Source organism: Paenibacillus contaminans, from assembly GCF_003285015.1.
Lineage (GTDB): Bacteria > Bacillota > Bacilli > Paenibacillales > NBRC-103111 > Paenibacillus_V > Paenibacillus_V contaminans.
Map to the genome: position 1 here is coordinate 244,171 of NZ_QMFB01000013.1, position 26,544 is coordinate 270,714.

Sequence of the window (26,544 nt, forward strand, 5' to 3'; positions counted from 1 at the left end):
GGAGCCGTCCCTCCGATCGATCGTTAGTGAAGGTTTATGATCAAATTCAGGTGGTCGTCAACCTGAATCGTCGTGTTCGGTCCGGCCACAACGGTCGATTCCCGTTCCTCGATAACGGCCGGTCCAGGTACGGACGTGCCGGGTACGAGACGGTAGCGGTCGTACACAGCCGTTTCCGCAAACGCTTTTAGCTCGTGAAAATAAACCCGCCTATGCCCCTTCAACGCCTTAGTGCCATCCGGATCGTAACGATTGAAACGAAGCCTGGAAACTTGCTCGGGCGCAAAAGCGCGCAGCCGCAAATTGATGATTTCAAGCGATACCCCTTGCGGACAATGACCGAAAGCCGCTTCGTATTCCTTCAGGAAGGCCGCCTCCAGAACGTTCGCATCCTCATCCGCCAGCATCGCTTCCGGAAATGAAACGGCGATCTCGTAGCCTTGTCCGGCATAACGCATCTCCGCCGTACAGAGCGTTTCTATCTCTTCTTCCTTGACGCCCACTCTGAGCAGTCCTTCCGCCGCCTTCCGCCTCATATCGGCGAACAGGCTGCGCAGATAAGACCAATCCAGGCTCCCGAGGCTGCTTACATAGCTGCGTCCGAGCTCCACCATCGGCGGCGCGACAAGCATTCCCGCAGCGGAAGCGACGCCTGTTGCGGGCGGGCAAACGATTCGGCTCAGTCCGAGCAAACGGGCAATTCCGTATGCGTGCACCGGACCGGCGCCGCCTGTCGCCACCAGGCTGAATTTGCGCGGGTCGGTTCCTTTTTCCGCGATGTGAATGCGCGCCGCAGACACCATGTTGTGGTTTACGATCTCATGAATGCCCGCTGCAGCTTCGATCACATCGATGCTGAGCGGAGAGGCCACTTTCTGTGCGATCGCCTTTTCGGCGAGCTCGACGCTCAGCTTCATATCGCCGCCCAAGAAGTAATCGGGGTCCAAATAACCAAGCAGCAAATCCGCATCCGTAACTACCGGGTTCTCCCCGCCGAGCTTATAGCAAGCCGGTCCCGGGACGGAGCCTGCGCTTTCCGGCCCGATCTTCAGCATGTTCATATTGTCCAGGTGCGCGATGCTTCCGCCGCCTGCGCCGATTTCGATCATTTCCATAACCGGTATGCGCAGCTGCACGCCGCTTCCCTTCTTGAACCGCTGCAGTCTGGCGGCTTCGAACTCGTACACCCGGTTCGGGCTGCCGTCCCGGACAAGACACATCTTGGCCGTGGTGCCGCCCATATCGAACGCGATGATGTCGCTTTCGCCGGCCATTCTGCCGTGAAAAGCCGCTGCAATGACGCCCGCGGCCGGCCCCGATTCGATCAGACGAATCGGATAAGCAGCGGCGGATTCCGCATCGGTCAAGCCGCCGTTGGACATGACGACGTTCACCGAAGCGTCCGTGCCGTATGCGGCCAGGCTTTGCTCCTGCTTGGCGATATACGTGCGAAGCAGCGGTTTTACGTAAGCGTTGGCGATCGTCGTAGAGAAGCGTTCCAGCTCGCGTATTTCAGGTGCGACGTCCGAGGAAAGGCTGACGGAAACGCCGGGCATTTCCTCCAGCAAAATTTGCTCCGCCAGCTTCTCGTGCGTTGGGTTACGATAGCTGTTCAGGAAAGCGATGGCGACGGAAGTGATACCTTGTTCCTTAAAAAGCGCAGCCGCTTGACGAACATCCTCTTCATGAAAAGGAACAAGCACGCCGCCTTCGCTGTCCAGCCGCTCCCTGACCTCCCGCCGCAAATATCGGGGAACGAGCGGCTCCATCTTTTTGAGAAACAGGTCGAAAATGTCGAACCGCATTTCATTGCCGATCTCGATGACGTCACGATACCCTTCCGTCGTAATCAGACCGGTCGGCACGCCTTTGCGCTCGATCATCGTGTTGGCGATCAGCGTCGTGCCGTGAATAAACGTCTCCACATCCTTCAGCTCGAGCCCGTACTGCTTCGCCATCTGGTCCAACCCGTTAAAAATCGCGCGGCTCGGATCGTCCGGCGTCGTCAAAATTTTGCCGGTCAGAACTGTTCCGCTCTCTTTGTCAAGCATTGTCAGATCGGTAAACGTCCCCCCGACATCCGAGCCTACCATCCATTTCCGCGCCTTATCCTTCGTACCGATAGACATGGGCTGCAGCCTCCTTCGAAACAAATTCGTTCAGCAAATCTTTCTCGATAAGCTGCTTATGGCGTTCCAGCGGATTTCCGAAGCCGCCGCCGCCGGAATACTGCAGGCGGATTTTATCGCCCGGCCGCACCTGGTTTCGGCCTTTTAGGGACCCAGCCAGCTCCCCGTTTACGGCCGCATGAGCAGCGCCCCCCGACTCGCCGCCTGCCGTTCCCGCTGCCGGGTGGTTAACGCGGTCGAACATCAGCGACATCTGAACCGGACTGTCGCCGCGAATTTCAAGCTCGATCACCTGGCCTAGCCCGCCACGGAACTTGCCTGCCCCGCCGGAATCCTGCAGCAGCTCCTTCCGCCATATGACGAGGGGAGAAACCGCTTCTGTGATTTCCATCGAACCGACGCTGACGTTGGAAGGAAAGCTCGTGCAGCTAAGTCCGTCGTCCGTCGGCCTTGCGCCCATGCCGCCGCAAATCGTCAACACGGCCGAGTACGGCCTGCCCTGCCAGCTGCCGTTGAAAATCGTATACTGCTGCGGCGCGCTTCCCGAATCGGCGATGATCGCATCCGGAATCGCTTTGGCCAGCGCGCCGTAAACGACGCAGGAGAGGAAGTGGCCCACCAGATGTCTGCCGTTCACCGGTGCGGGAAAGAGCGGATTCAGCACGCAACCTTCGGGCGCGACTACCGTAAACGGGCGGTAAGAGCCCTCATTGCGCGGAGTCAGCGGATCGATGGCGCATTTGACCGGGAAACATGTATAAGCGTGCGTATAGTTGTAAGGGACGTTGATCGCGTGGCCGATTTGCGGCGACGATCCCGTGAAATCGATCACCATCGTATCCCCGGATACCGTAACTTTTACCTTCAACAGGATCGGCTCGCCGTCGTAGCCGTCCGTGTGCATTTCATGGCTGTACTCCCCGTCCGGAATGGCCGTGACGGCTTTGCGCATCGCGCGCTCCGCTTTATCCTGTATTTCACGGGATATCGGGGAAATGTCCGCGATGCCGTTCTCCTCCAGCAGCTCGATCAAAAGCGCCGATCCCGCCCGCCCCGCCGCGATCTGCGCATGAATGTCGCCCAGCACCTCGTCCGGAACGCGTACGTTGCCGCGCAAAATCCGGATCAGGTCCTCGTTCGGCCGGCCTTCCTTGTAGAGGAACAGCGGCGGAATGTTAATGCCTTCCTCATACACCTCTCTGCCGTCGGAAGCCCAACCGCTGCCGCCCATATCCGCCATATGGGCGATACTGCCGGAGAAGCCGACAAGCTTATCCCGGTAAAAAATCGGAATGACACAGGTGATGTCAAGCAGGTGGCCGGATGCAATCCACGGATCGTTCGTGATGACGACGTCGCCCGGCCGCCAGGCTTGCTTCGGATAAATGTGCAGGATGCTTTTCAGTGCGCGCGACATGACGCCGTTAAAGGAAGGAATGCCGATCGTATTCTCGGCCACCGTGTCGCCGTTCTCATCGAACAGTACGCAGGAATAGTCGTTCGATTCCCGCACCGTCGGCGAGAAGGATGTTCGCTTTAAAATCGTTGCCGTCTCGTCGGCGATGGCGATCAGGCGGGTCCATAAAATTTCCAGCGTGATCGGATCGATTCGGTTTGCTTCAATTTTCGGCATTGTGACTTGCCCCCCAGCATGTATGGTTTATGACCCTGCACCCTCATTCTAGAATTGACAGCGGGTAGCGTCCAATATATATTAGTCATTACAGATATAATCAAAATGGAATATCGTATTATATATAAATCTCTTATTTAACAACGCAAATAAACGATTATTGAAATAACCGTTTAGGAATGGTGAAGCACATGCAAATTCAATTATTGCAATACTTTCAATGCATCGCCAGACTCGGAAATTTCACCAAAGCGGCGCAGGAGCTTCATATCGCGCAGCCTGCGCTGAGCAAGCAAATGGCAAGGCTCGAGAGCGAAATCGGCGCCGAGCTTTTCGTACGGACAGGCCGGGGCATCAAGCTGACGGAAGCGGGAAGTATGCTTCTTTTTCATTGCGAGCGGATTTTGGCGGATTGGGAGATGGCCAGCCGGAGCATCAAGGATTTGGGACTTTCCGGACGCGGCTACGTGCGGCTGGCCATGTACCCGACGTTCGTGTGGTATTTGCTTCCGCAATTTTTGCCGGGGTTCGTACGCAGTAACGATTCGATCGATTTGGAAATCGAGCAAGGGTTGAATGAAACCGTTCTGGACTGGGTGATCGGACATCATATGGAAGCGGGCATCGTAACCGCTCCCGTCTCACACCCGCAATTACGCGAGCTCCCGCTGCATGTCGAGGAATTCGGCTTATTAATCCCCGCCGGCCATCCATGGTCCGGCAGAGATTGCGTCCCCCTTGTCGAGCTTCATCAGCAGCCTCTGATCCTCTCTACCATGAATCGGTGGTACGAGAGCTTTATCCTGCCGATCTTCACGCAGTTGGCTATCCAGCCTCAGGTTCGACTCGTCGTTCATCAGTACGATGTCATCAAGGAGCTCGTCCGCGCCAACCTCGGAGTCGCGCTGGTGCCGGTCAACGCTTACCGGATGTGGCAAAAAAACGAGGCAAGCATCGGCAGCGAACTGCTCATCGTCCCGATCGATCCGCCGCTGCAGCGGCAGCTGCTCTGGATCGAGCGGCAGGACCGAGCCCGCTCCGGCGCTTGCCAACAATTTTTGGACTATATGTTAGCCTATATTAGCGCTATGGAGCAAGGATAAACGGCTTCGCCGTCCTAAACGCTTTCGAAGAAAGCGACTTCGTAAGCATAAGCTTAAAGGACGAACGCGTTTACCGGGAATTGGAACAATCAGTGGAGGATATACTTTCTGACAATTTAAGAAAAACCGTCCGAAAATCACGGACGGTCCTTTGGTGCAAGGCGATACGTTTGCGCTTGGGGGAGGTAGTGGTTCGGGGCGTCAAGGCAGGAAGAATGGGGCGAACGAGCCCTAACTGGAAAATATACAGCTAAATTTGGGTAAAAGGCGGAAAAAAGCTGTTTAGCTGGAAAAACTACAGGTAATTTTCGGCATTTCCCCGTATTGTGAAGATTTCGGTCCGATTAGCTGTAGGTTTTCCATTAAGATCTGCGAATCAAGCAAAACTCCGAAAAATAACTGTATGTTTTCCATTAAGAGCATCGGCGGATCCAGCCCTACTCCCCCAAATAGCAGCAGGCTCGGTTTTCCCTTTCAACAGGCGGCAGCTGGCGTGCACGTTTTGTCAATCTACGGTTCTAAGCGATCGAGGGTCTGCTGCCGCTTCATCTGACAACTTGCCCATCCTCGCTCGTTGCTTACATGCGCCGGAGTCCGATTTTGCCCATTTGTAATCGAGTACGGCCTCCTTTCCCCGCCTGTATTCCGGAAACGCCTGCTTGCTGCGGGTATTTTAATCGGCACACCGGTAAATCCGTTTTCCAAGCCGGCAAAATCGGACTCCAGCGTAAGGCCAACCTTGATTCCTTGTTCCATGTGGGTTATTTCGGACTACAGCTTTTGGAGAGCCTTAATTGCAGCGTAGGCATAAAGGGCTTTTTAGTCCTTTAAAGTACTGGCGTGTTTACTTTATCTACAAGGACAAACGGCTTCGCCGTCCTAAACACTTTCGAAGAAAGCGACTTCGTAAGCATATGCTAAAGGATAGGCGCGTTTACCGGTGAAATATCAGACTTAAGTAATTATGAAACATATAATACTGATATTTTAAGGAAAACCGGCTGCATTCCCGACTGTTACTCGAATACCTGCTTTAACGTTTCGATCGAAGCCTCAACGATCCGATCCAGCGCATCGGGTACGAATTTGGACCAATTGGACGTCGTCGTCTCGTACCCGCCCCTGAGAAACGCTTCCTTGGTCGGGATATAGCCGGCAAATTGCGTATTATGGGCAATAATCGTGTACGGCGAAGGGGAGGCCAGCTTGATGGCCAGCCCACCTTCGGAGAAAGGCTCGCCCGGCAATCCTACTAGCGCGGCTTCTCCGATTCGCAGCACCTGGATTTCATAACGGTATATCGGGTTGCGCTCAACCTGCTCATGCAAATCCAGCATACCCGAAGCATACACCCACTTATCGTCAAGAAACACGTCGTTCAGCCAGCCCGGCTCCGGATTGTCCGCAATATAACGCCGAGCCGCCTCCAACTCCCCTTCGTTCACTTTGCGCAGGGGGATATCGATATGAACGATTTTCCAGTCCAGCACCGCATCGTCACGGAAGCTTATATCCCCGATAACGCGGTTAACCGATACGGCAAGCCGATTTCCCATCACCGCCGCGTCGTTCAGCGGTTGATCCGCATAAGGATCCCATGGGTTGATATTGCCGCAAGCGCCGTTAAGCACGACGGAGACGCAGTTTTCCCCATAACTCGCTTTCATTTCGTTCGCCAAAGCCCCAGGCCAGTCTGCGGAAATGAAAAACTGCCCGAGCTGATGGACGGGATGACAAGTGTAATGGAGCAGCAGGGCGGAAATCGGCGCCGATTCGCCTTGGAAAGCGACTACGCCGACATCCGGATCCATCGGCCCTTCCACATAACGGCTCATCTGTGCGGCGGGGCCAGCCGCACTAGGCATGCTGATCGAGCCGTCCTTCATGACCATGCGGCGGTTAAACGCCAGCCTGCCTTCGACGCCGCTGCCGCAGCCGATCTTCACGGGCTCGAGCGAATCTAGTGCGGCTTCCACCGAGCTTATGATCCGTTCCACCGCATAGGGATGGTAACGTTCATCCCCTCCTCTAAGCCAATCCAGCTCCTTCGGGATTCCCTTGTAATCTTCGCTGATCTTAAAATGTCCGAGCGACGGCGCCTTATGATTTTGCGTGGCATGAATCATGACGGCATCCGGGTCGAAGCCCCAGCGTCTTTGCAGCTCATGGCGTATCAGCTCTACATATTTGCGGGTGATCATAAGCAAATCCAAAGTAATGACAGCCATTTTCCGCTCGTTCCGGACAAAAACGACCGTATTCGCATAAAGCGGGTCCTTAATATAATCCACGCGAATTTTACCGCTGATCGTCGCTCCGCCCAGAATCGTGTCCTTGTCCGGAGTTATATCGATGCGGCTTTTGCCAAGCAGCAGTTTCGAATTTGTCATTGGTCATTCCCCCAGTTCCGGTACGAAGCATATTTTGATAGCCTCTTGACTGCGCAGCAGCCGGACTGCCTCCTCATAACGTTCAAAAGGAAGCTCGCGGCTGTTCAGCGGACTCATATCGAGCTTTTGCTCTTCGATCAAGCGCAGCGCGTACTCCGCGGCTTCCCTCGAATGGCCCGGATAACCGATAACCGTCAGCGTGTAATGGCGCAAAATATAATCGGCTTTTTTCACTGCGAACAACACGACCGCTTCGTCCGTACGGTCCATAAGAGAAGCGACGGCTTGAGGGAAGCCCGCGCAATCGATCGCTACTTGTAAACATCCGGGCTCGCCTCGAAGAGCAAGCGACTCATCATCCGGCTCGAAAGCAGCGGAAGCGCCTAACGAAACGGCGAGCTCCCGTCTTTCGGCATTAGGATCGATGCCGACCACTTCCGAAGCGCCTTCGGCCAGCATCATTTGCACGGCGATCAAGCCCGCAGGTCCCAGACCGTTCACGCCGCACTTCTTGCCTCGAATGCCGACCGTATTTCTCAGCCGCAGAATGCTTGCGGCCACACACATCGCAAGCTCCAGAGAAACGACCTTCGCATACGGCAGATCCTCGGGTACGGGAAGCACATTGACCTCGTCCATGACGACATATTCCGCATAACAGCCGTATCTGTGGTGACCCTGATCCCGCCAGGCGCTGACCGTCCGTCCGACGGGCAAGCTGCAGCCCTCTCCGGTCCGCACGATAACGCCGGTCATTTCATGCCCCGGCTGACCGGGCGTATACGGATAAGGGATCGGCGGCTGGTTGTCTACCATCGGCTTGCCGTAATAAATATGCATATCCCACTGCGGGCAGGTGGCAACCGCCTTAACCTTCACCAGCACCTGACCCGGTCCCGGCTCGGGAACGGGTACCGTTATTAGCTCCATCCGCTCTACGCCGGCAAATTGCATAATCTTCATTGTGTCCGACACGTTTCAGTCCTCCATCCGCTTATTAGTATGTATACGGGGGCGCTGCGCTTTCCGGCTCGGCTCGGTACCGAAATAATGCTTTCCGCACCGCGCGCCTCCCAGCGTCCGATGCCCGGTCACACGGAGGCTGTCAACCCTCGCACGTCTTGCCGGAACTTCACTTCGCCCCTTGCCTGCTAGAACGGCTTGCATCATCCCCTAATCGCTTACCTCCAGCTAAGCGCAAACCGGTAGCTGCCCGATTCGAGCCCTAGAACGATGCTGTCCGAACAATCCCCGACCTCAATAAAGCTCCTTTTCGTGTCCGAAACTCCGAGATCGGAGCAAATGTCCCCGCCGGATTCCGTCAACCTCCAGGAGCACCCGGCCGGCGGAAGCGATAGCTGAATGTCCGCCGATGTATTCGGAGGAATGTCGACCTCGAGAAGCAAGCTGCCCTCAGCGGCCTCCCATCCGGCGCGTACGCGCCCTCTGCCCGTAACGACGGAGCCTTCGATAAACCGGATACCCTCGGGGATATAGGGCTTGATCAGAATGCGGTCCCAGCCGGGAGCCGCCATCCGGATGCCCGCCAAATAATCGACGAACAGTCTTGCCGGATAAGCGTTCCAGGCATGACAGTGCGACTCGATATCGTCGAAGCCTTCCCAGATCGTACGCGCTCCCCGCTCGATCATGTACCCCCAGCCGGGATAATCTCTCTTATGGAGAAGCCGGAAAGCATCCGCTTCGGCGCCGTTATCGAACAGCACCCGGAGCAGGTTAAGCGCAAGCAGCGTCCGGCAATCGAGACCTTCGCGCTTGATTGACGCGAGTACGTCCTCCCGATCCTCGACCGGAACGATACCGTATTGCAGCGCCACGACATTCGTGCCTTGATGGCTTTGCCCGGACAAATAACAATCCGCGAAACGTTTATGAACGGAGTCGTACAGATGCGTGCGGATTGCTTGCTGCAGCAACTGCGAACGTTTTTTCAAATAAGCGACTTCCTCTACGAGGCGGAGCTCCTCCGCCATTTGGCCGAGCAAATCGGCCGCATGCTTGATTTTGACGTTCTGCACGGTCAGGAAGCGGCCGTTCTGATCGATGTTCTGATACGGGTGATCGCTGATATGCCAATCCGTTGGCTCCGTCGATTTCGGAATAAGCCCAAGGACGGGATCGGCCCGATCCAGATAAAATTCAAGCATCCGCTTGGCGGGCCCGTAATACGTTTGCAGCAAATACAGGTGATTCGTCCATTCATACCCCTTCCAGAGCAGCGTGCAATAGTGCAAATCCCATTCCGGAATCCAGCCGCTGAAGCCCGGGTAATCGAAGCCTGACGGAAACACCCACGGGAAAGTCCCGTTAGCCAGCTGGCCGTCCGCAAAATCGCTCAATACTTTCTCGATAACGGGATACGCCCCGCCGAAGTGATAAAGCAGCGTCTCCGCCTGCAGATCGGCGTCGGCCAGAAATTGCGCCTGCTCCCTGTGCGGACAATCGGTCAGCAGCCCGAGCGTATTGTTTTTTTGCGTCTGAATGCACGCATCGTAAATGCCGCCGAGCAATTCGTCAGAAGTATGAAAACCGCCTTCATGAACGATGGCCGTATGGGCGGACACGATCTCCAGCCGGTCAGCGGACAGCAGCTCGGGATAACCGGTGATCTCCACATACCGGAACGCCTTGTAGGAGAAGTCCGGCGCCCAAACCTCCAGCTCCGATCCGCGCATCCTATATAGGTCGTAGTAGTTTTCCGACAGCTCGTTGGCGACGTTGTGCTTCACGTATCCCGCTTCATCCATATCCTCCGAATATCTCAGCCGGACGGTAACGCCCGGAATTCCTTTCAGCTTGAAACGCGGCCACCCCGAAACGATAAGACCGGCGTCGAACACTTGACAGCCCGCTTCCTGTACGCCCGCCGCGGCGGGAATGATCGTTCTCTCCTCGATCCCCTCGGGGATTTGCTGCCATTTCAATAACCAAGCCAACGACTCAAGCTCGGCCGCAACGATTGCTCCGGAGGTGAAGCCTTCGGCGAATCCCGCCTCCATCCAGCCTTCGGGCAATTTCGCCGCATCGTAGTCCTCTATGGCGGATAACCTGCGAAACTGCTGGAACGGCGCGCCGATCCGGTGCGGGATAACGTCCAGCGTCTCCCAAGCCGCGTCCGAAACGATCGTTTCACGGCTGCCGTCCGTATAGCCGATTTCCATTTGCAGCAGCAAGCCGGGCAAGCCGTTCACATAATTTTGACCGTCGCCGCCCAGGTAGTGAACGACGGCCGACAAACAGTTGCGCCCGGCGTTAAGCAGCCCGGTGACGTCATAGCCAAGGTAATATTTGCGTTTAAACGGATGGGACGGGGCGGGACTGCCGCAGCCGCCGACTTTTGTTCCATTTACAAACAATTGATACCGGTTATGGGCCGAAATATATATTTTCGCTATAGAAAGGGGGAGACGAAGCTCGATTTCCTTGCGGAAATACGCGAAGTCGTTTATTTGCGTCTCCCCCGCCTTCCATATCCACGACGCTTTCCAATCGTTCTGCAGAAGGCCGCTGTCGAAATACGCAACAGCCGATTCCGAAGGCCCGCCATGCGAATTCCAGCTTTCCACCTTCCACCAATACCGGGTGCCCGGGGACAAGGGAGCTCCCTCATAAGGAACCCGCAGCGGACATCCTTTGCGCTTGCCGCTGTCCCAAACGAAAGCAGCACCGTCCCGGAGCGCTTCTTCGCTTGCAGCGACGGCTACTCTATAATACGTTTGCTTGCCGCCCCGTTCGGCGCTGCCGATTTTCCAAGAGAAAAAAAGATTCGGATCGTCTATCCCTAACGGCGTATCGTGCTCGTTCACGCGCAAATCAAAGACGGTATACGAGGAACTCCTATTAGCGGCCATTCCGGTCAGCCTCCGCTTCTTCGTCCGGCCATGCGATATTCTGAAAGCATCCCGTCAAAGCGGAAGCTTTGGCCTTCAAGCAGAGCAGCGCGCTTTCAAGCCCCGCATCCAGCGGTGAAATCGATCGTGCGCCGCGGTCCTTCATCAATCGTGCAAAATTGTCCATCAGCATATGATCGCCTCCGCCATGGCCGACGGCCGTTGCCGACGAATCGATCTGATACGTCTCCACGCGCGGCGTATGGTGCATAAACACCCTCACTTGATCGGAAATCCAATCAAATTCGACGGTACCTTTGTATCCCATAAATCTCGCTCCCCGGTATGCCGCCTTTTTCTTTACAAAAAAGTTTTGCGAATAGCTCGCATGCATGCCGCTTTCGTACTGCACCAGCGCGCTTCCGGAATCCTCGTTGCCCGTATCTTCCGCAAAACTGCAGCTATCCCCGAACGGCTGCTCGCCCGCTTTGCGAAGATTTTGCGGACTTTCCGGACAAACTTCCCGCTCCTCGCAAACGCCGCATGTCAAGCCGGCGGGTTTGTCGCCTTTAAAAATTTGCTTGGAAGTCATCGCGCATACCCGAACCGGCCTGATCCCCAACACATGATTGATGTAATCGAAATCATGCGTCGCCTTCTGCAGGAACAGCCCTTGCGTTTCTTCTTCGTTGCGGTACCAGTTATGAAAATATACGCTGCCGTAAGCCACATTATTAACAGCCTGCACATGCTCTACCGTACCGATCCTGCCGGAGTCGACAATTTCCTTCACCAGCCTGACATGGTGGGTCACCCGCAGCGGGAACGAGACGACGACGGGACTGGAGGAGCTTCTGTAAGCGCCGCGAAGTGATATCAGATCGGACATCGTCGTCGAAACGGGCTTCTCCAAATAAAGCGGAAGCCCTCTGTTCAGCGCCTTAATCGCCATCGGCGTATGCAGCGAGCATCTCGTTCCGATCATGACGCCGTCGTACTTCCCGCTATCGAGCATATCATCCGCCGATTCAAAAAAACGGATGCCGCTCGTCTCGACGCCCTCCGCCTGCATGTCCCGCTTAATCGCTTCATGCCTCGGATCGGCGATTGCGGCGATTCGGCTCTCCGTGTCCTGCTCCAGCAAAATGCCGATCAGCCTCTTGACTTGCGAGCCATAGCCGATTACTGCAATGTTGGACATCTCGTTCCCTCACTTTCGCTCGGCATCCCGGATCGGAATACCTAGCTTCTGCTCGACAAAATCACGGCATATTTCCAGGCTGCGCAGCGGGGTGCTCGTGGAATGGTCGATCTCGACAGTGAGCCAGCCCGAATAACCGATTTCGTTCAGCGCGTCCAGGATGGGCCCGAAATCGATCGTCCCGAGTCCGAGCTCGCAAAATACGGGCAATGCTTCATTGCCAAGCAGCATCGGAAAATCCTCATGCTTTGCGTCCTTTGAAGTCAAATCCTTCAAATGCACGTAGGATACGCGATCCCGGTAGCGCCGTATCACGGCGGCAGCATCCATCCCCGCACCTGTCAAATGCGCGGTGTCCGGCGCAAAGTATACCTCGGGTGAACAAAGCGCCATCAGCGCGTCCAGCTCGTCTTCGTCCTGCAGCTCCGTCCAAAGGTGGGGATGCACGCATGACTTTACGCCGTATTCCAATGTCCGCTTCGCCATTTCGTTGATCGTGATCGCGGCCTGTCTGATTTCTTCCGGCTCGGTCTTCCCGTTCCGGGGTACTCCCGGGCCGCTGACAATGTGCTTCGCCCCGCACTTGGACAAAATACGGGCAAGCCGGACATTGTAATCGATAATGTCTTCCCGCACGGCAGAATCGCCATAACGGCGTCCGGCAATGCCTGCCGCCCCGCCGTACGCGCCGGTCAGCTCGAGGCCGTAACGGTTCAACGCTTCCAGCAATTCTTCCTCGCGGTTTTCGAACTGAAACACATAACTCGGCCAAGGCTCAATGGCGCGATAGCCGAGCAGCGCCGCTTCCTCGAAGCTTTTCTCGTAATCATGTCCCCAGGTGATGCCGTGAACGGCAACTTTTCCTTTAAAAACGTTCATTCCCCTCAGCTCCTTATCATTTGCGTTATTTGGTGTCATTCTTAGCAATCGTCAGCCCTTCACGCTTCCCAGCACGATTCCTTTGACGAAAAACCGCTGCAGGAAAGGATACACGATAATAATCGGCAGCATGCCGAGAAACAGCTGGGCCGTCTTCACAGTTCGTGATGAAACGTTAAGCAGCTCGTTAAGATTGGCGACTCGGCTCATGTCCGGATTCGTGACGATCGATTGCAAGTAGGTTTGCAGCGGATAGTGCTCCGTTTTGTTCATATAAATCAACCCGTCGAACCAGGAGTTCCAATGGTTGACCATCGTGAATAAAGCGATTGTAGCGAGCGAAGGCATCGAAAGCGGCAAATAAATCCGGAACAAAATCACCCAGTGGCCCGCTCCGTCCACGAATGCCGATTCCTCCAGCTCCTTCGGCAGGCCGCGGAAAAAGTTAAGCATCAGCGTAATCAGAAAGACGTTAACGGCCGACGGCAGCACAAGCGCCCAAAGCGAATCGAGCAGCCCATAACTTTTGATGACGATAAACGTCGGCACAAGTCCTCCGCTGAACAACATGGTTACGACGAAAAACCATACATAAAACGTTCTCGTGCGGAATTTATGCGATTCCTTCGAAAGCGGATAAGCCGTCATAACAGTGAATAACAGACCGATCAGCGTTCCCAGCACAACCCGCTGCACCGAAATCCAGAAAGCGTCCATAAACTTAGGCTCGCGCAAAATATACGTATACGCATCGAGATTGAATCCGACCGGCCATAACGTGACTAAACCTGCGCCCGCTTTGCCGGGATTGCTTAACGAAAAAGCCAGCACATGAACGAACGGCAAAAGGCAGAGGATCCCCAGCGCGATCAATAGGAAGTGAATAAAGACACGGACGACTCGGCCGGAAACGCTATTTGACTTTACCAAGCTGCGATCACCCTCAATCAGAAAATTCGATAATTGGCATAGCGGTAAGCGAGCCCGTAAGACGTCGCGATCAGAAGCATGCCGATGAACGATTTGAATAAGCTCACGGCTGTCGAGACGCCGTATTGCGCCTCCACGAATCCGACCCGGTACAGCAGCGTATCGACGATGTCGCCGGATTGATAAACGGCCGGGCTATATAAAATGAAAACCTGCTCGAATCCGGCATTGAGCACATTGCTTAAGCTAAGCACGGACAGCAGAACGATGATCGGCACCATGCCCGGAAGCGTCACGTGCAAGGTTTGCTTCCAGCGGTTCGCGCCGTCGATATACGCCGCTTCGTACAAGGTGGGATCGATTGAAGTAAGCGCGGCCAAATATACGATCGTGGCGAACCCGAACTCCTTCCATACGTCGGACAAAACAAGGGTAAACGGAAACCATTCGTTGCTGCCGAGGAAAAAGACCGGATCCAGGCCGAACCACTGCAGGACCCGATTGACGATGCCGCCCTCGATGGACAAAATATCGATCAAAATGCCGCCTAAAATGACCCATGACAGAAAATGCGGAAGATAGATCATCGTCTGAACCGATCTTGCAAAATATTTGCTTCTTACTTCGTTTAACAGCAAAGCGACCGCGATCGGCACGACGATTCCGGCGACGATTTTCATTACCGCGATGAATATCGTATTATAGATGACTTGGTAGAAATCGGGCATATTCAGCATGAAGGTGAAATTATCCCAGCCCACCCACTTGGAATTGAAAAATCCCCGATTCGGTATAAACTTCTGGAACGCGATGACGATGCCCGCCATCGGAACATAGGAAAACAATATCGTAAAGACAAGGGCCGGAAGCAGCATAATATGAAGCGACACGTTCATCGCATTTTTTTTCTTCCTCATGTTCGGAGCCTCCTTTCCTGAAAACATGCATCGCTAAGGAAGGGGTTGTCATAAGGACCACCCCCTGTGCGCTTAACGCTTCCCTTTTATTCGTTGACTTCCTTCGTGATTTGCTCTCCGCCTTGCTTATTCCAATCCTGCACGAATCTGTCGAACTCTTCGATTCCCGCTTCTCCCATGACGATCTTCGTGATCATGACTTCTTCCATTTTCGTCAGCGTCGCCCATTTCTCCGCCATCGTCGGCGTAGAGGACGCCTTTAATCCGGTACCGATCGTCAATTTATTTTTAAAGTAGTGGCTTAAAATTTCGGCGCCGCTGTTCGGCGTTCCCACTGTCGTATGATAGATCCAGCTCGTAGCGATTTCCGGATCTTTCGTATTGAGCGGATTCGCCTTATACTTGTAAATTCCCTTCAAATAGCCGAACTCGTTGGCCGTCATCGTTTTTTCGTCCGGCTGCTTATTCGCCTCGAGCGCAGCTCTCACATTGTTGCTTTCCACAACCGCTCCCATAACGGGAGTGAATGTAATGACAGCGTACTGGTAATAGGCGATTCCTGTTCCCTGATTGGTGGAATACTCAAGCTTCGGATTCGTGAACCAATGCTCCTGCCAGAAGTTCGCTACTTTCACGACGGCCTCCGGATGCTTGAAGCCTTTCTTGACTACCCAGAACGTATTGGCCGTCGGCCCCAGAAAAGCTTTGGCAGGCGCTCCGTCCGCTGTAGGCAGCGGGTAGGCGTACAATACCGCTTCCGGATTGTTGACGATGAAGTCTCTTAAATACCATCCCATCGCAAAACTGCCGTAAAATAAGCCGAGCTTCCCGGCAATAATAGCCTCCTGCATTTTGGCATCGTCTTTGACGGCGAACTCCTTATCGATCAGCCCGGCTTTGTACAGCTCGGCAAGCTTAAGCAGCGGCGCTCTCATTTCCGGCTGAATGCTGCCGTATACGGTCTTGCCGCTAGCATCCTTATACCATTGCCCCGGATAGGCATGATAGCTGTTGAACAATCCGAACACATGCTGCCCCTTCATCAATTCCTTGCTTAGTCCTAACCCGTAAGTGCCTTTATCGCCGCCGAGATTCGCTTCCTTGAATGCTGCGGCGACTTTCACGACCTCATCCACGGTTTTGGGAGGCTGCAGCCCCAGCTTGTCAAGCCAGTCCTGACGAACCCACAGCATGGAGGAAGTGCCGTAGCCCGGGGTCGTATTGGGAATGCCGTACATTTTCCCGTCGATCGTCGCGGCATTTATGGCGAATCCGCCGTCTTCCGTCATGACTTTTTTCGTTTCCGGGCTTACGTACTTGGCGAATACGTCCGTCAGATCCTCGATCATGTCCGCTTCGACGAGCGTTTTGAGCTGGCTTCCGGTAACCTGGAGCATATCGGGAATGCTGCCGGATGAAATCGCGACGTTCACTTTGCTGTCGTATTGATTCCAGTTGACGACCCATTCGTTAATAAATTTTACGCCCAGTTCCTTCTCGTAGAAATCGGAGACGAGGTTTTTGTTGATGTCTTGTCCGGGCTCGAACTTTAACCCGTCCCCGGTTCTGCCTATTTTCACCTCGATGGGCGGATCGAACTTCACCAGCGGTCCGTCGGCTGCTTCAGCCGCTTTGGTCGGCGAAGCCGAGCTTGCGGGCGAGCCGGATTGCGATCCGCTGTCCGCAGGGTTCCCGCCGCTACCGCTGCATGCCGTCAGAAGAATCATGATTGCGCTCATCAATCCTATTGCTATGCGCTTACCCGTTCGATTTTTCACTGCTGGAAAGCCCCCTCAATGACATTTCACACCGGTGTGTTACTACAAGCTTATAAGAGTCGGCCTAGACCAACAAGAGTAATGTTTTGATGTGACCCGTCATTTATTGTCCATGCCCGGACGGGCCGCCTCCCGGGGCCATCGCGTATTTTTGTTTAAATTCCTGGGGCGTTATGCCGATATTTTTTTTGAAAAATTTCGAAAAATAAGGAACGTTGTAAAAGCCCAGCTCAAGCGCGACCTCCTGAATCTTCTTGTTCTCGATGAGGAGCAGCTCCTTGGCCCGCGTCATGCGCAGCTGCTTCATCCGCTCGGTGAGGGATATGCCTTTCTCGGAATGGTACAGCCGGGACAAATAGGACGTGCTGAGCTGAAACGTCTTGGCAAGATGGGTGAGCGAAAAATATTCGGACGAAAAAGATTCGACGATATAGGCATCGATTTTATCGACGATTTCTTGTTTCTGGCTTTTGTTCTCCCCTTGCACGAGCGAAAACAGCCGAGCGGCCAGCCGCAAAAAGCAAGCCTCCATCTCGGACCAGTTTGCGAAAAGGCCGTAATTGGACAAATACGCCAAATCCTCTTCGATAAACGGCGAGATTTTCCGGTTGTTGATATAGGTCAGGAACATCCACGACAGGTTCGCGTAAATTTCCAATTGCAAGGTGTACTCCAAAAACACGAACTCCTGCACGGCACGGAAAAAATCGGCAAACTCCTGCATAAAGGCGTCTTCATTGCCGGATTCCAGCAAATTTTGCAGGTGGCTCATACTCCGCTTGATGTCGGCAAACGATTGCTCCCCGCTATCGTGGCTCGGCTTCATTTCGTCGATCCGCTCGATGAAGATGATTTCCTCGTCAAGTCCGATACCCCGCTGCAGCCAAGCGCACATTTCCTTGAACGTATTTGCGATCGACGGCCAGCCGATATTCGGTTTGGACAGCAGTAAAGACACGGGCAGCTTAAGGTAATCGCGTATCGACTGCTGTATTTTTTCCAGCATCTCGCCAATGTACCAGTGCAGCGTAATGAGATCTTGATCCTCGCGGCTGCCGTCTTCCGCGCCTTGAATCAGCCAAACCATGTATCCGTTCTCGATAAAGGTAACGATCCGGCAAGCGCTGCTTAAATACTCCTTCACGATATTGTGGATCGCGTAGTGCATCAGCAGCTTTTCCTTCAGCAGGTAGTCTCGCGGCCAGCGGTCCGTCCTTCCGACGACGACGATAACGTCCAGGTCGCAGCGCAGCGGAAGCTTCAGCATCTCGAGCGATTCGGCGATCGTCCCTTCGGCGTACAGCTCTCCTGCAAACAGCTTTTCCGAGAAATCCCTATGCAGCAGCGACTGCGCCCTCTGAAGCTGGCTTTCGGCTTTCGTCATGAGCTCCTGCACGTGCATATTCGATTCGATCTCCGTAATAACCCGTGTAATCGTCTCGACGATCACCTCCTCGTCAACCGGCTTCAGCAAATAATCGAACACGTTCTGCTGAAGTGCCGTTTGCAAATACTCGTAATCGGAATACCCGGATAAAATAATGATTTTACAGCGTTCCCATTGCTTGCGGACGAGACCGACAAGCTCGAGCCCCGACATTCCCGGCATGCGCACGTCGGTCATCAGGATGTCGATGCGGCTGCTTTTCATAATTTCGATGGCCTCATCGGCGGAAGGCGCCTTCCAGACGATGAGCTCATGGTCCTCCATCCGCGTGAGCGTATTGTAGAGCGCTTCCAAAATAATCGGCTCGTCGTCGACGACCAATACGTTATTCATCCTTCATGCCGCCTTCCCTATGAATTAGCAAAATGACCGTCAAGCCGCCGTTCTCGTTCGCTAACAGCTTGACCCCGCTGTTGTCCCCATAGCGCAGCCGCAGCCGGCGATGCACGTTCCATAACGCATGGTCTTCCCATTCGTCGGGGATGATGCTTCCTTCCTGCCACTTCTTGAGTTTATCCTGCGGCATCCCTTTGCCGTTGTCTTCCATTTCGATCTTTAAGCTGTTTACGCCGGCGAATGTGCGTACCTGAAGACGTCCGCCTTGGCGAATGTCTTCAAGACCGTGCATGATCGCATTTTCCAAAAAAGGCTGAATGATCAAACGAGGAACCTCCCATAAAGCGGTATCGCCCTCTTGCCGGAATTCGAAATCGATTCTGCCGCCGAATCTGACTTGCTGGATGGAGATGTATACTTGCGCATGATGCAGCTCCTTCTCGAGCGGGATGAGATCGGCTTTGTTCTGCGTAATGAATTTAAAATAATCGCCCAAATGTCTGGACATCGAGGTGACCCCTTCGTAATCCTCCTCTTTGGCCATCAATGCGACGGTATACAGGCTGTTATACATAAAATGCGGATTGACCTGCGACTGCAGATGCTTAAGCTCCGACCGTTGACTATGAATTTTTTGCTCGTAAACTTGCTGAACGAGTATTTTGAGCTGGCTGGTCATCTGATTGAACTGGCGGAACAAATAATAGTATTCATCTTTGTTCGTATGGGTAAGATGCGTGTCGAATTGGCCCAGCTCCACCTTTTTGAACGCTTGCATCATTTTCCGCAGCGGCTTGTGAATGTAACGGTATAGCAAAAACGAGGCGATGACGAATACGATGCCGGAAATGACGGACAAAACCATCAGCCATTCCTTGAAAGCATATACGGGAAGGAGAATTTGATCTTCTTCGACGACCGTGACAAGCGACCAGTCAGGAAATTCGAACGCTCTGGTAAAGCGGAGATAGTTTTTATTATCGATTTGAAAAGCGGTCCCCTCGAACTGCGCGCTTTGCCTGTTAAACCGCATGACTTCTTCCGTTGCGCCGACGGCCGGAATGATCGAGGGCTCGTCCGTTTCATTGCTCCATATGAAAACCGTGCCGTTGCCTGTTGAATTCAGGCTGCCAAGATCGCTCCCGATCTTGGAGATGGATAACTCGACGACAAGCAAAAAATTAATTTTGCTCATATAGGGCACGCCCAGCACGAAAAAAACGCGGTCATCGAACGATGTCAATCCGGATGCCGACGCCTTATTGGTCTGAAACCGGGCGAATTCATTCTGATCGATGTCCGTCATACCGGAGAACGAGGAAATGCGCCGTTCGATTCTTGGGATGATCACGAAAGCTTCCTTGATGTACCTGCTCGATTCCGAGATCGTTTGCAGCTTGGACTGCAAATCGTTAATCGCTTTTGCGCGCTCGTAATCTCTGAGCGTATCCGGGCGAAGGCTGATGCTCTGCAGATCCGGATCATCCGTCAAATCCTTCTGCAGCTTGGCGATGCGCTCCAATTCCGAATCCGTCGCAGATACGAAATAATCCGACTTTTGTTCCATCAGCGTTAACGTTTGCTTCCTGATGATATCGACGCCCGACTCGCTCATGAAATAGACGATAATAAAGATCGGAATAAGTACGATGAGGAAAATCGTGAACAGCTTCTGCAAAATGCCGTATCGAAACAGGAACACTGTCGACAGCTTCATCCGCACATCCCCTTTTCTTTCTGTCAACGAATCTCTTAAGCCGACCGCCGCGCTTATCGCTTAACGATCCCGTTCCTTCGATTATACTAGCATATCGCCGATAGGGGGCAGCCAAATCCGGAAATTTGGCTGCCCCTTTGTAGGTGCGCGGCGCTTATGTGCCGCCGCTTATGGGATGAGTGGAAGGCGGATTACTCCGACTCTTTTACCGCAATATCGTAAAAAGCGAGCATGGGGAGATGAGATGCGAAATCGATCGGAACAAACGACTTCGGATGCTGCTCGAAAGCCCCATGCACCCGGCACGCGCCGCTCCATTCCCGGTTGAAGGTTACGGTAATGGCATGCGGGGCGGTCTGTTCAAAGCCGACGGCATGGAGAAAGCCTTCATCGTCTTCGGCAACGAACGGCAGCTCCTCTGCACCCTGATGATATACAAATAAACGGTCCGAAACATGAGTAAACTGAAACCTGATTTGGCCAGGTCCGGTTTTGACGGCCTCCTCGATATCCGGGGCATCGCAAAGAACGGGCTTGCCGTACAAATAGGTTAACGCTTTACGAGCCAATCTTTCCCCAAGCACAAGGTTTGAGCTTGCGCTGATATGGGCGGTATCCGACAATCCGAAGTCGATGGAGGGAACGACATAAACGCCGTCGATCTGCCTTGCCGCCTGTCTTTGTGCCTCCCGGACCCGTCCCCAGTTCCGGTCGGATGTCTCATGAACCGGATGAACCCACCGGTTCAATTGGACGGTCAGCAATGGAAGCCCGGGATCGTCCAAATCTTCGCGAAGGCGTGTCGTCATACGCTTGAATCTTTCCAGGTACGTAAGGGATTCCTCCACCGCCGTATCCGAACAGCCCTGGTACCACAGCACTCCCTTGACTTTGCCGGCCTCTTGCGAATGCAAAATATCCATCATATTCCGGTATAAATAGCCGTCCTCCTCCGGATTCCAGGCGCTTAGCGGCGAGCTGCCGCAAGCGGTTTGAATTAACCCGATCGGATAACCCAGCGCCCGCTTCAGCTTTCTGGCGAAGCTCAAGTAAGGGGAATGGCCCGGATTCGAAATTTCGCGGTTCGCTTCATGGACGATCCCCGTGGATTCGTTCATCGGATGGGAAGCGAGCGCCCATTTGCCGTTATTTCTCAGGATATGCAGTCCGATTTCCGGAGGATCGTAGGCCGGATCTTTGCCGTAGCCGGCCGCATTGCTTTGGCCGGCAATCACGAATACATCCCCGACGCCGATATGATGAATCATATCGCCCCGTACAGCCCATTCCATCGCTTGATCATGCTCGGCATTCAGGCTAAGGCAGGTTTCCAGCCGGTATAATCCCCCGGCCGGTACGTTTGCGATCGTCATTTTCCACTTGCCGTTCCCTTCATCGTCGCTTTTCTTCCAAGGGATGACCGTTTCCCCGGTTTCTTCGTTGACGATCCTGGCAAATACGCGGGGCGCAACGGCATTGTCTTTAGCCGTCCAGCTGCCTGATAGGCTAATAACGGCCTGTCCGTTCATTTGCTGAATAATTTGCCAATCCATAGGCCCCTTTTCAATGATAGCCCCTATTTGCATGTCGTTCCTCCAATTGCCGGCGATCAGGGATAAGGCGTTGCGGTTACTACCCCTGCGTCGCTTACCGTTATTTTATAACGCGTGTTATTAGGCGATCTGAGAATCAACCCTTCACCCGCAACGTCAAGCGCGGCATTCATCTGATTGATGAGGGAGGCGTGCTCGACGGAGTCGCCTTCTACCGTTAATCCGAGCCCCGTAACCAGGATGGAGCCGTTATTGGCCACGATCTGAAAATAAGCGCGGACTGCCGTTGCCGGGGCGGTAACCGGCTTTACAATGCGCCTCCACTCGGACGTCGAAAGCTCGGCGAGTACGATCATGTCTTCTCCGGCGACGTTGTTTGCCGCATCCACCCATACGACCGATACCTTCTGTTCGGATGTTCCGGCCGTATATTTCGCCCAGCCGCTGAATACGAGCGATGCGCCTCCGAACACCGGAAATCTGGAGGAGTAGATGTAGGAAATGCCAGAGCTTACCTTCAGCTCGATGCAGGAGCGGAAGCCGGCAGGCAGGTCCGACGTATTTTGGCGGAAATACACGGTGCCCGTCCCCGAATACACATACATATTCCAATCCGACTTCCGGGCCGTATCGGATGCTGCGGACATATTTTCCCCTGTCGTATCCACGCTTCCGGCAATATTTATACTGCGGTCCTGATCGCTAATGTTTGATTCGTAGGTAACTCCGGAAACGACATTCGTAAAGCGCGTGTTTTGCAGATACACGTTTTCCCTGCGCGCGCTCGTCACTTTATTCGCCGTCCACTGGCCGAAGTAAGCCTTATCGATATTGACGCGGAACTTCGGCGCCGCCGCCAATCCGTTTATGATGTGCGAGGAGGAGACGATTCCGGGCGCACGCCTTGCATAAAGGATGTTCAGATTTAAGCGGCCTTCGGCTCCGGGCGCGATTTCAAACAAATTATTCGTGATGCCGCCCTGATAGCCTGCGTCATTTTGCGTTATGGTGGCATTGCCGTCGATATACCCCCAAGTGCTGGCAACCTCGATCGAGCAATTGTTGAGGATGAAATTATTGCCCTTGAAGCCGTAACCCTCCGTGCTTGCAACCTTGAGAATTTCGCAGGCGTCGATGGACAAAGCGCTTTCCTTGGCATAAAAGCAATAAGCGTTTACCGCGGAATAAGGACTCGAGGGGACCGAGTCCCATTCGGACGGACTGCAGTCGAACAGTCCGCCGATGATTTTCAGCACGCCGTTCGGCTGGTTGAGGATGAGGCAATTTTGCACGGCCCGGAAGTGAATACCGAAAATGTAATTTTCGCTCTGCGGAGCGTCCAGCGGATTCGGATCGTCCAGGTATGCGCCGTACTGGATCCCCACCAAACAACGATTGACCTGCAGCCCGTAAATTTTAATATGCTCGGCGGGTTGCGACACGCTTCTCGAAACCCAGTGAATGCCGCATTTGTACGGCTTGAAACCGGCTCCGACACGAATGTTGTAGATATTCAAATACAAGCCGGATATCGCAAGTACGCAGTCCCTCATCGCTTCCGAATCCGTGCTCTCCGAAATGCCGAACAGCCAATACCCGTTAAAGTCGATATTTTGATCGCTGCCCGTCATTTTGACGGATTTAACGTTGTAGTTTCTTGTAAAAATGACCGGCCTGCCGGAATCGAAGGCCGCTTGAACGCAATCGGTGTCGTCCGGCCCTGTTCCGACCTTGAAATAATCCGGCGAGACGGCCCGGCTGCCGAACTCCTCGTCGATCCGCTCGAAATTGACATTCACGTCGTCCACATCGATCGGCGTAGTCAGCTTTAGCTTCAAGTTATCGGTTGGCGTAGTTGCGGCAAATGTCGATTTACCGGACAGCATAAAAGCAGCCGTTCCCATTCCGAGCACCCCGATCATCTTCCGTCTGCTGATCATTGCGGGTTTTTCACTTTTTTCGCCGTTCCTACTAACCTTTACTTCCCGACTGTCTCCCTCATTCATTCGCACAATCATACCCCCGTTTGAATTGAAATAGGAACTCGTTCAAGCTAGCTTCATTATAAAGGCGGGTATTGGACGCGCATAAGGGTAATGTTTTGTCCTCGCTGTTACTTCGTTGTTCTCGGCTTGGCGGCAACCGTGCCGGATCGTTAACGAAGTAAAGTCCCGAGATGAAGCAAGGATGCTACACGAAACATGGCTTGCTAATCGAAGCAAGGATGCTAAACGAAGCAAGGCCGCCGATCCGAATCGGCAGCCTCTGGCGCTTTCTATTAAACCCAATAGGGATAGAACACTAAACGCTAGCGATACATCCTTATGAAACCCGGCTACAGCTACTTCTCGTCCTCGTAGGTAGACTGCGAAATAATTCGCCGAAGCAAGCCGGCCGCCTTTTCCGAAAAGGCGGTTGCCCCAAAAACGGCAGCAGTCTGCTCGAGATGCGCTATGATCGACTGAATCATCTGAATATCGGACGCCGTCAGCATAAGCGCAGGCAGCACGTAGGTTTTATCCTCGTATTGGTATCCTCGTTTTTTGGGATTGTACACAAGGGGAGCGCTAAGCGTATTCGTCAAATATTCGATATCCCTGCAAGCCTGCCGGACGGATATTTCGAAATGCTCCGACAGATGGCCGCTGTTCGGATATTTCCCGTACCTTACTTGCTCGTCAAACCAAAGAATGCGATGCATATTGCCCAAACGATTCACCCGCCTTCGGCACCTCTATCGACTATCGTCGTATTGCTCGGCAATTTTTTTCAGACGTTCTTCTATATTAATACGGCTCTCCCGGAGTATCCAATTCTGGAAGATGTCATTGTTCCAAAAATCCCAAAGCTTCATGCTCGATACGTCGAAGGCGCCTTGTTTGGCGGTGGCTAACGATTCCAGAAACGGGCTGTACAAAGGATCGGATAGCTGGCCGCTGATTTCGGCGACCGAACGCGAAGCCGCCAAATTATGCTTTGCCCACTCCCTGCCCGAATCGGTGTGAGGAGATGCAAGCTCCTGCAGAAACGCCCAAGCCAGTCCGGCATCCGAGCACTGGGCGGAAATGCAATATCCGTACACTTGCACAATATTGCGGAACGGGCTGTCCCCCATTCGCGGCGGCATCACGACGCCGAATTGCTCCCGATGCTCCGGCCTCATCGGCTTAATCGTCCAGTTGGCATCGTAATACATGGCCATTTTGTGGTGAATGAAGCAGGCGATCCACGTATCTTTGCCGACGTCCTCGAACGGCGTTACCTCCAGCGGATGAAACATCTCCAAATATTTGCGGATCGTTTCGACGGTAGCCGGAGAATCCAAATAGCCGGATGCCTTCGACCCGTCTTCGGATAAAAATGCGCCGCCGCAGCTCCAAGCAAGCGGTTCGACAGGAAGCAGCCTGGGCACCAGGTAAGCGCCGTAACGGATAACTTCGCCGTCGGAATCGTAAATGTTCAGCTTGCGGGCTTTTTTCACGAATTCCTCCCACGTCCAATCTTCTTTCGGATACGGAACGCCGGCTTGATCGAACTGCGCCTTGTTGTAAAAAACGCCGGGAACCTCCGCCATAACCGGGATCGCGCCCAACCGGCCTTGATTCATGCAGGCTCCCAGCACGGAAGGATAATAGTCGGACAGCTCGAACGCCCCATCTTGCACTAGAGAAGTCAGATCCGTCACCGTGTTTCGGTCCAGAAGCTCTCCTATGTGACTGCCGTCCCATTCGATCAAGTCGGGCGGATTGCCGTTCCGCATACGCTGTTCTAAAATCTCTCTCGGAAGAGGTTCAATGTCTATCACCGCCCCCCTGTTTTTCTCTTCGAATCTTTGTTTGGCCAGCTCCAGCACCTGTAATTTTTTATCGTCGCTTGCCGTTACCAAAAGTCTCATCACCTATCTCTCCCTTCATGTTTCTGGAATTATCATATAACAGCCGGTCTGACATAACGTGTCAGAGCAAAAAATAAAGGAACAAAAGAAGGGCCGGAATTCACGATTGTTTTTCAGTTGTCCGAAGACGCTTTCCGGATCAACCATACACGCGTACCGAAAGATCGTAACCTAGCACCTGCCCGGCTAAGAGTGGTCTCCTGCTGCGGAGGTTTTAACGTTCACTGTGGAATGGTGTATATGAAAATTCATATAGAATTTAGCATTTCGCATGAAATTCGACGATTCTATACGAAAAATCATATACAATTTTACATTTCGCATGAAATCCGACGATTCTATACGAAAAATCATATACAATTATCATTTCTATGACTACGATGCGCGGCTGTCCCAAAAGGCTACTCTTCCCCGCTACGTGGTAGAGTAACTGGAAAAAGTACATCTATTTTTTAGGAAATACTGGTTTTGAGCCGGTTAAGTGGAAAAACTGCAGTTAGTTTTAGTCGTTTCGGCAATAATTGACGAATTCAACAAAAATAAATGTAGGTTTTCCATGTAGATACCGATTTTTCATTTTTTAAGTAAAAATAACTGCAGTTTTTCCATCTACGCCGGGAATCGGCATTAACGTGCTGTCCCGAAACCATTTTCATGCTCGACTATCGTGCCAAAAAGCGCTAAATGAGAAAACAAACACGCCTCTATCCCCACTATAATAGGAGGCCACTGACAAACTAATGATTTTTCAGTGAGTTCCAGTAGCGGGTACAAAAAATGCGACA

At 53.4% G+C, this 26,544-nt stretch carries 17 protein-coding genes; 1 reads left to right on the forward strand and 16 read right to left on the reverse strand.

The window, feature by feature from the left end; translation table 11 throughout:
• Nucleotides 1-23: 23 nt before the first annotated feature.
• Together DQG23_RS22240 and DQG23_RS22245 are read right to left on the reverse strand one after the other, a co-directional pair.
• Complete coding sequence (locus DQG23_RS22240) at nucleotides 24-2,129, reverse strand: hydantoinase/oxoprolinase family protein (RefSeq protein ID WP_113033078.1); 2,106 nt, start codon at nucleotides 2,127-2,129, stop codon at nucleotides 24-26.
• Nucleotides 2,107-3,762 carry a hydantoinase B/oxoprolinase family protein gene (locus DQG23_RS22245; RefSeq protein ID WP_113033079.1) on the reverse strand — a complete coding sequence of 552 codons (1,656 nt, stop codon included), beginning with the start codon at nucleotides 3,760-3,762 and terminating at the stop codon, nucleotides 2,107-2,109. The genes DQG23_RS22240 and DQG23_RS22245 overlap by 23 nt, the downstream gene beginning before the upstream one ends.
• 191 nt (nucleotides 3,763-3,953) lie before the next feature.
• On the opposite strand from DQG23_RS22245, the gene DQG23_RS22250 reads away from it, so the two are divergent.
• A complete protein-coding gene (locus DQG23_RS22250; RefSeq protein WP_158560643.1) occupies nucleotides 3,954-4,865 on the forward strand; it encodes a LysR family transcriptional regulator in 912 nt (303 codons plus the stop codon).
• A 1,016-nt stretch (nucleotides 4,866-5,881) separates the two neighbouring features.
• Here DQG23_RS22250 and DQG23_RS22255 read toward each other — a convergent pair.
• The 14 genes from DQG23_RS22255 to DQG23_RS22320 form a co-directional block, all read right to left on the reverse strand.
• Nucleotides 5,882-7,255 (reverse strand): hypothetical protein, encoded by a 1,374-nt coding sequence (locus DQG23_RS22255; RefSeq protein WP_113033081.1) that lies wholly within the window; start codon nucleotides 7,253-7,255, stop codon nucleotides 5,882-5,884.
• A gap of 3 nt (nucleotides 7,256-7,258) precedes the next feature.
• Nucleotides 7,259-8,230 (reverse strand): zinc-dependent alcohol dehydrogenase, encoded by a 972-nt coding sequence (locus DQG23_RS22260; protein WP_113033082.1) that lies wholly within the window; start codon nucleotides 8,228-8,230, stop codon nucleotides 7,259-7,261.
• A 206-nt stretch (nucleotides 8,231-8,436) separates the two neighbouring features.
• Nucleotides 8,437-11,127, reverse strand: coding sequence for an alpha-L-rhamnosidase (locus tag DQG23_RS22265; protein ID WP_113033083.1), 2,691 nt, complete (start codon nucleotides 11,125-11,127; stop codon nucleotides 8,437-8,439).
• Nucleotides 11,117-12,307 carry a Gfo/Idh/MocA family protein gene (locus DQG23_RS22270; protein ID WP_113033084.1) on the reverse strand — a complete coding sequence of 397 codons (1,191 nt, stop codon included), beginning with the start codon at nucleotides 12,305-12,307 and terminating at the stop codon, nucleotides 11,117-11,119. Before DQG23_RS22270 ends, DQG23_RS22265 begins: the two co-directional genes overlap by 11 nt.
• Before the next feature lie 9 nt (nucleotides 12,308-12,316).
• Entirely contained in the window at nucleotides 12,317-13,186 is an 870-nt protein-coding gene (locus tag DQG23_RS22275; RefSeq protein ID WP_113033085.1) for a sugar phosphate isomerase/epimerase family protein, read from the reverse strand.
• A gap of 51 nt (nucleotides 13,187-13,237) precedes the next feature.
• Nucleotides 13,238-14,116: a carbohydrate ABC transporter permease gene (locus DQG23_RS22280; protein WP_113033086.1), complete on the reverse strand. Its 879-nt coding sequence runs from the start codon at nucleotides 14,114-14,116 to the stop codon at nucleotides 13,238-13,240.
• A gap of 17 nt (nucleotides 14,117-14,133) precedes the next feature.
• Entirely contained in the window at nucleotides 14,134-15,033 is a 900-nt protein-coding gene (locus DQG23_RS22285; protein WP_113033087.1) for an ABC transporter permease, read from the reverse strand.
• Between the two features lie 86 nt (nucleotides 15,034-15,119).
• Nucleotides 15,120-16,811: an extracellular solute-binding protein gene (locus tag DQG23_RS22290; RefSeq protein ID WP_113033088.1), complete on the reverse strand. Its 1,692-nt coding sequence runs from the start codon at nucleotides 16,809-16,811 to the stop codon at nucleotides 15,120-15,122.
• A 103-nt stretch (nucleotides 16,812-16,914) separates the two neighbouring features.
• Nucleotides 16,915-18,591: a response regulator transcription factor gene (locus DQG23_RS22295; protein ID WP_113033089.1), complete on the reverse strand. Its 1,677-nt coding sequence runs from the start codon at nucleotides 18,589-18,591 to the stop codon at nucleotides 16,915-16,917.
• Nucleotides 18,584-20,311, reverse strand: coding sequence for a sensor histidine kinase (locus tag DQG23_RS22300; RefSeq protein WP_113033090.1), 1,728 nt, complete (start codon nucleotides 20,309-20,311; stop codon nucleotides 18,584-18,586). Before DQG23_RS22300 ends, DQG23_RS22295 begins: the two co-directional genes overlap by 8 nt.
• Before the next feature lie 191 nt (nucleotides 20,312-20,502).
• Entirely contained in the window at nucleotides 20,503-21,897 is a 1,395-nt protein-coding gene (locus tag DQG23_RS22305; protein ID WP_113033091.1) for a sialate O-acetylesterase, read from the reverse strand.
• A 23-nt stretch (nucleotides 21,898-21,920) separates the two neighbouring features.
• Entirely contained in the window at nucleotides 21,921-23,804 is a 1,884-nt protein-coding gene (locus tag DQG23_RS22310) for a hypothetical protein (protein WP_113033092.1), read from the reverse strand.
• Nucleotides 23,805-24,205: 401 nt separating this feature from the next.
• Nucleotides 24,206-24,574: a hypothetical protein gene (locus tag DQG23_RS22315; RefSeq protein WP_113033093.1), complete on the reverse strand. Its 369-nt coding sequence runs from the start codon at nucleotides 24,572-24,574 to the stop codon at nucleotides 24,206-24,208.
• 24 nt (nucleotides 24,575-24,598) lie between these two features.
• The gene (locus DQG23_RS22320) at nucleotides 24,599-25,759 is read right to left on the reverse strand and encodes an extracellular solute-binding protein (protein WP_113033094.1); all 1,161 of its coding nucleotides are present in this window, start codon (nucleotides 25,757-25,759) and stop codon (nucleotides 24,599-24,601) included.
• Nucleotides 25,760-26,544 lie beyond the last annotated feature (785 nt).